This window comes from Actinomadura sp. GC306 (assembly GCF_004348665.1).
Classification (GTDB): domain Bacteria; phylum Actinomycetota; class Actinomycetes; order Streptosporangiales; family Streptosporangiaceae; genus Spirillospora.
The window spans coordinates 70,871-76,685 of sequence record NZ_SMKM01000002.1 but is presented as its reverse complement, the minus strand read 5'-3'; the positions used below and the strand labels follow the sequence as shown (position 1 = coordinate 76,685).

Here is a 5,815-nt window from a genome sequence, read left to right as displayed (position 1 = left end):
CGGCATAGAAGACCTCTGACCCCCACTTCGTTGACTTGCGGCGTGTTGTTGTTATGGCGCGCCGCATAACAACAACACGCCGCAAGTCAACGAAGTGGGGGTCAGAGGTCTTCTATGCCGAGGTCCAGGTTGGGGGTCTCTATGCCTCCGTCTACTCGGAGGAGGGCTCCGGTCACGTAGGCGGCGGCGGGTGAGGCGAGGTACAGGACGGCGGCGGCGATGTCCTCGGGGTCGCCGACGCGGCCGAGCGGCGTCTTGTTCTCCATCTCGGTGCGCAGCTCGTCGCTGGTCATGACGACGTCGAGCGCGGACGTCGCGACGGAGCCGACGGCGATCGCGTTGACGCGGACGCGCGGCGCCAGGTCGAACGCGGCGAGCCGGGTGTAGTGGGCGAGGGCCGCCTTGGCGCTGCCGTAGGCGAGGTACCCGCGCCCGGCGATCTTCCCGACCACCGAGGAGATGTTGACGACGCTGCCCCCGCCGGCCTCCAGCAGGTGCGGGACGGCGGCGCGGGTGAGCGCGTGCGTGGTACTCACGTTGAACTGGAACGCGTTCTCAAGATGGCGCGGCTTGGTGCTCATGAACGGGGCCGGCATCGCGCCGCCCATGTTGTTCACCACGATGTCGAGGCGGCCGAGCCCCTCGGCCGCGCGGTCCGCCAGCCCGGCCGCGGCGTCCAGATGGCTGAGGTCCGCCGGGACGACCAGCGCCCGCCGCCCCGCCGCCTCGATCTCGGCCGCGACCTTGCGGAGCTGGTCCTCCGTCCGCGCGGAGATGACCACGTCGGCGCCCGCCTGGGCGAGCGCGACCGCCGCCGCGGCGCCGATGCCCCGTCCGGCGCCGGTCACCACCGCGACCTTGCCGTCGAGACGGAACCGATCGAGAATCACCGCGTCACCTCCGGGCCGCCAGCCGTGCCGCCCAGCCTACGGGGGAGGTAGAACGTGTTTCAATATCTGCGGCCGGTCAGCGTCGGGGCAGCGGCACGTTGTAGGACATCAGGGCGGCGGAGCCGTCCGACATCCGCAGCTCGGTGACGGCGCAGTTGCGGACCTGCGGGAACACCGCCCGGTACGCCGACGGGTCGATGCCCAGCAGCCCGCACAGCGTCAGCCGCAGCAGCGTGTTGTGCGTGACGACCAGGACCCGCTCGCCTTGGTGGCGGGCGGCGACGCGCCGCAGGGCCGCCATGCCGCGCTCGACGGCCTTGCGCGGGTCCTCCGATCCGGGGAACGCCCCGGCGACGGGGTCGGCCAGGAAGGCGTCCACGTCGGCGGGCGGCAGCTCGGCGAAGGTGCGGCCCTCCGCGGCGCCGAAGTCGACCTCCGCGAGGTCGCCGTCGACCGTGACGGGGACCCCGAGGGCGGCCGCGGCGGGCGCCGCCGTCTCCCTGCACCGGGTGAGCGGCGATGACCACACCGCCGCCGCGCCCGTCCCGGCCGCCCACCGGCCGAGCCGCCCGGCCTGCTCGCGGCCGGTGCCGGTGAGCGCGACGTCGCTGACGCCCGCGTACCGGTGCTCGGCGTGCCACTCGGTCCGGCCGTGCCGGGCGACGTAGAGGGTGGTCTCCAAGGCGCTGCTACCCCCGGCTCTCGTGCGTTGCTGCCACGTCCGAGGGTAGCCAGCCGCGCCCCCTGTGCGTCGTCAGCGCCGCCGCTGCGCGGCCAGGGCGTCCCAGTCGGTGAGCCAGTCGCGGCCCTGGTCGTCGACGAACGAGCCCGGCGGCGGGGTCACCCGGTGCTCCCGCAGCCACGCGCCGGGGCGGCGCATCGAGGGGCGCAGGCCGCCGTCGCTCGGCATGAGCTGCGGCGGGATCGGCGCGGGCCGCGACGGCGGGACCGACTCGGCGGCGGCCTCGGCGAGGTCCTTCTCCTCCGCCATGCCGATCGGCCCCTGGCGGCGGGCGTTGAAGAACTGGTTCACCGCCGGGTGCGTGCTGGACAGCACCATCTCCCGCGGCCCGAACATCACCAGGCCGCGGCGGAACAGCAGGCCGAGGTTGTCCGGCAGGACGCGGGCCGTCCCGATGTCGTGCGTGACGATCAGGAACGTCGCGCCGAGCCGGGTGTTGAGGTCCACGAACAGCTGGTTGAGGTAGGCGGTGCGGACGGGGTCCAGCCCGGAGTCCGGCTCGTCGGCCAGGATGATCTCCGGGTCGAGGACGAGCGCGCGGGCGAGGCCGGCGCGCTTCTTCATCCCGCCGGAGATCTCGCCGGGCAGCTTCCGCTCCGCGCCGGTCAGCCCGACCATCTCCATCTTCTCCAGCACGATGCGCCGGATCTCCGACTCGCCCTTCTTCGTGTGCTCGCGCAGCGGGAACGCGATGTTGTCGTAGAGGTTCATGGAGCCGAACAGGGCGCCGTCCTGGAACAGGACGCCGAACTTGCGGCGCAGCGCGTACAGCTCGCTCTCGCGCAGCCGCGGTACGTCGCCGCCGCCGACGTAGATGTGGCCGCGGTCGGGCCGCAGCAGCCCGACGAGGTTCTTGAGGAACACCGACTTACCGGTCCCGGACGGCCCGAGCAGGGCGGATATCTCGCCCGCCGGGATGGTGAGGGACACGTCCTCCCAGATGACCTGCCGTCCGAACGACTTCCTGAGCCCTTCCACCCGGATCTCGACACCCATGGGCACTCCCGTGCGGGGAACCGGGGACGGGGGGTCCGCGTCTTGAGTCCGGTCCCCCGTCGCCCCGACTGTACGTCGGGCCCGGCCTTCCGGGGAGGCCCATTGGACGGGCGGTCCATCACCCGGCCGGCGGGCGGCCGCCCGCCCCGCCGAGCCGGTTCGCGCCACGCTTGATCCACAACGTGAAGGCGTTTCACGGTCTGACCACGGGCCCGTTGTCAGGATGACAACCCGATCGTCCGGAATTAGGCACCTTCTGCGTCTTACATCCGCCTTGACGGTTCTTACACCATGTCGGGGACCTCCGGCGCACCACAAGGGTGCGCCTGACCCCCCGCTGGAGGCACAAGTGAAGATCCGTAACACGCGCGTCGGCGTCGTCGCCGTCACCACGGCGACGTCCGCAGTGGTGGCCGCCACCCTCGCCACCGCACCCGCCGCGTTCGCGGCCCCCGCCGCACCCGCCGCTCCCGTCGACCACGGCGCCGTGGCGTCGTCGCTGGCGAGCAAGCTCGGTGCCCAGACCGCCGGCTCGTACCTCAAGTCCGGCAAGCTGGTCGTCACCGTGACCGACGCCGACGCCGCGCAGACCGTGCGGGCCGCCGGCGCCGTCCCGGAGACCGTCGCGCGCAGCGGCGCCGAGCTGAACCGGGTCATGGCCGCGCTGAAGCGCGACGCCACCGTCCCGGGCACCGCGTGGGCCATCGACGCGGACTCCAACCAGGTCCTGCTGACGATGGACAGCAGCGTCAAGGGCGCCGCGCTCGCGAAGGTCCAGGCCGCGGCGGCCAAGCACGGCGCGGCCGTCCGCACCGAGCGCGTCGCCGGGACGTTCAAGAAGTTCACCCTCGGCGGCCAGGCCATCCGCACCGGCGGCTCCCGCTGCTCGCTGGGCTTCAACGTCCGCAGCGGCAGCACGTACTACTTCGTGACCGCCGGGCACTGCACCAACATCGGCTCGACCTGGACCGACAGCTCCGGCCGGGTGCTCGGCACCAGGTACGCCAGCAGCTTCCCCGGCAACGACTACGGCGTGGTGCGCTACACCTCCACGCCCGCCGACACGCGCGGCGCCGTCAGCCTCTACGGCAGCGGCACCCGCGACATCACGAGCGCGGGCAACGCCACGGTCGGGCAGACCGTCTACCGCAGCGGCAGCACCACCGGCTACCGCAGCGGCCGGGTCACCGCGCTCAACCAGACCGTCAACTACGCCGAGGGCAGCGTCTCCGGCATGATCCGCACCACGGTGTGCGCGGAGCCGGGCGACAGCGGCGGCTCCCTGTTCGCCGGCTCCACCGCGCTCGGCCTGACCTCCGGCGGCAGCGGCAACTGCTCCTGGGGCGGGACGACGTTCTTCCAGCCCGTCACCGAGGTGCTCAACCGCTACGGCCTGAGCGTCTACTAGACCGGCGTCCGCCGGCCGGCGCCTGTCGGCCGGCGCCTGACAACCGGCGTCTGAGGAAAGGCGGGCCGCCCCTCCGCGGGGGCGGCCCGCCGCCGCCTCGCCGGGAGCCCCGGCTCAGGGGACGGCGGGGACCTCAAGGGTCCGGTGGATCTCCGCGATGACGTCCCGCTGGTGGTCCGTCAGGTAGAAGTGGCCGCCGGGCAGCACCTTCATGGCGAAGGGCCCGTCGGTGACCTCCGCCCAGCGGGCGCCCTGCTCCGGGGTCACGTGCGGGTCGGCGTCCCCGATGATCGCCGTGACCGGGACGGCCAGCCGCGGCCCCGCCGCCCGGTGGGCGTAGTCCTCGATCAGCTTGAAGTCGTTGCGGACGTACGGCAGGACGAGCTCGCGCAGCTCCGGTTCCCGCAGCGCCTCGGCGTCGCTGCCGCCGAGCTTCACCATCTCCGCCACCACCCCGTCGTCGTCCTTGTCGGAGACGCGGTCGTCGCCGCGGTCGTGCGGCGGGCGGGCGCCGGAGGCGAACACGTGCACCGGCGCGCTCCCCCGCTCCTGCAGCAGCCGCGCCACCTCGTAGGCCAGGACCGCGCCCATGCTGTGCCCGAACAGCGCGGCGGGACGGTCCATCAGCGGCGCCATCGCGCCGGCGACGAGCCGGGCGAGCTGGTGGGCGTCGGTGACCATCGTGTCGGAGATCCGGTCGGCGCGGCCGGGGTACTGGACGGCGTGCACCTCGACGGCCGGGCTGACCTCCTTCACCCAGGGCCGGTAGAACACCGCCGAGCCGCCCGCGTGCGGCAGGCAGAACAGCCGCATCGACGCCCAGGGGCGGTTCTCCGGGCAGCGGAACCACGTCACGTGATCAACTCCTCCTTGGGGCGGCGGGCGGCCGCGCCGCCGGGGGCCGCGGCGTCCCCGGCGCGGTCTCCGGCGAGCGTACGCGGATCGTGCGGCAGCGGCCACGGCGCGAGCCGCGGATCGGGGACGGGCTTGTCCACCACGTTCTGCTCGGCCACCGTGAAGCCCCGGCGGTGGTAGTTGGCCATCGCGTTCGGGTGGTCGAGGCTGCTGGTGCGCAGCCACACCCGGGTGGCGGGGCCGGCGTCGCGGGCCCACAGCGTCCCGCGCTGCCAGGCGCGGCGGGTGCACTGCTCGACGAGGTAGCCGCCGTAGCCGCGGCCGACGAACGCGTGGGTGAGCCCGACCAGGTGGATCTCGGTGTCGCCGCCGGGCTGCGCCTCGATCTCGAAGAAGCCCGCGATGGTGCCCTCGGCCATGGCGATCCAGGTGGACAGCTCGGTACGGTCCACCCACGCCTGCCAGTCGGCGTGCGACCAGCCGAACCTGTCGGTCCAGCAGACGCGGGCGCCGACGGCCGCGTACATCGCCCGGTTGACCTCGGGCGACGGCACCCGCGCCAGCGTGAACGTCATTTCGACGCCGGGCAGCGGGGCGGGGCGCAGGTCCGCCGCGTCCAGCATCTCCATCGTCCACTCGATGACGCCGGAGATCTCGATCTCGTCACCGCGGAGTGCCGGCGCGCCACCGTCACTCACCGCGGTCACTCACCCATCGCCTCGATGAGGCTCTTCGGGCGCATGTCGGTCCAGTTCTCGTTGATGTAGTCGAGGCACGCCTCGCGGGTGTCCTCGTTCTTGGCGACCGTCCAGCCGGCGGGGACCTCGGCGAAGGACGGCCACAGCGAGTGCTGGCCCTCGTCGTTGACGAGGACGAGGTAGGTGCCGTCCGGGTCCTCGAAGGGGTTCGTCATGTGGGTCCCTC

At 73.1% G+C, this 5,815-nt stretch carries 7 protein-coding genes; 1 reads left to right on the top strand and 6 read right to left on the bottom strand.

The window, feature by feature from the left end; all coding sequences use genetic code 11:
- Window positions 1–101: 101 nt before the first annotated feature.
- The 3 genes from E1200_RS00790 to E1200_RS00780 all read right to left on the bottom strand — a co-directional run bounded on the left by E1200_RS00790 (window position 102) and on the right by E1200_RS00780 (window position 2,628).
- A complete protein-coding gene (locus tag E1200_RS00790; RefSeq protein WP_131949785.1) occupies window positions 102–890 on the bottom strand; it encodes an SDR family oxidoreductase in 789 nt (262 codons plus the stop codon).
- 76 nt (window positions 891–966) lie between these two features.
- A complete protein-coding gene (locus tag E1200_RS00785; RefSeq protein WP_131949784.1) occupies window positions 967–1,572 on the bottom strand; it encodes a histidine phosphatase family protein in 606 nt (201 codons plus the stop codon).
- A gap of 72 nt (window positions 1,573–1,644) precedes the next feature.
- Entirely contained in the window at window positions 1,645–2,628 is a 984-nt protein-coding gene (locus tag E1200_RS00780; protein WP_131949783.1) for an ABC transporter ATP-binding protein, read from the bottom strand.
- Between the two features lie 349 nt (window positions 2,629–2,977).
- On the opposite strand from E1200_RS00780, the gene E1200_RS00775 reads away from it, so the two are divergent.
- Window positions 2,978–4,036, top strand: coding sequence for a S1 family peptidase (locus tag E1200_RS00775; protein WP_243708276.1), 1,059 nt, complete (start codon window positions 2,978–2,980; stop codon window positions 4,034–4,036).
- 114 nt (window positions 4,037–4,150) lie between these two features.
- On the opposite strand, the gene E1200_RS00770 is transcribed toward E1200_RS00775, so the two are convergent.
- From E1200_RS00770 to E1200_RS00760, 3 genes are read right to left on the bottom strand one after another with little or no spacing between them, the layout of a single operon-like run.
- Window positions 4,151–4,891, bottom strand: coding sequence for an alpha/beta fold hydrolase (locus tag E1200_RS00770; RefSeq protein WP_131949781.1), 741 nt, complete (start codon window positions 4,889–4,891; stop codon window positions 4,151–4,153).
- Window positions 4,888–5,589 carry a GNAT family N-acetyltransferase gene (locus tag E1200_RS00765; RefSeq protein WP_243708275.1) on the bottom strand — a complete coding sequence of 234 codons (702 nt, stop codon included), beginning with the start codon at window positions 5,587–5,589 and terminating at the stop codon, window positions 4,888–4,890. The genes E1200_RS00770 and E1200_RS00765 overlap by 4 nt, the downstream gene beginning before the upstream one ends.
- Before the next feature lie 5 nt (window positions 5,590–5,594).
- Window positions 5,595–5,804 (bottom strand): MbtH family protein, encoded by a 210-nt coding sequence (locus E1200_RS00760; RefSeq protein WP_131949780.1) that lies wholly within the window; start codon window positions 5,802–5,804, stop codon window positions 5,595–5,597.
- Window positions 5,805–5,815 lie beyond the last annotated feature (11 nt).

What these genes read in the sequence shown, in the direction of transcription:
- E1200_RS00760 (WP_131949780.1), bottom strand. Translation starts at nt 5,804, where the DNA reads ATGACGAACCCCTTCGAGGACCCGGACGGCACCTACCTCGTCCTCGTC.
- E1200_RS00780 (WP_131949783.1), bottom strand. Translation starts at nt 2,628, where the DNA reads ATGGGTGTCGAGATCCGGGTGGAAGGGCTCAGGAAGTCGTTCGGACGG.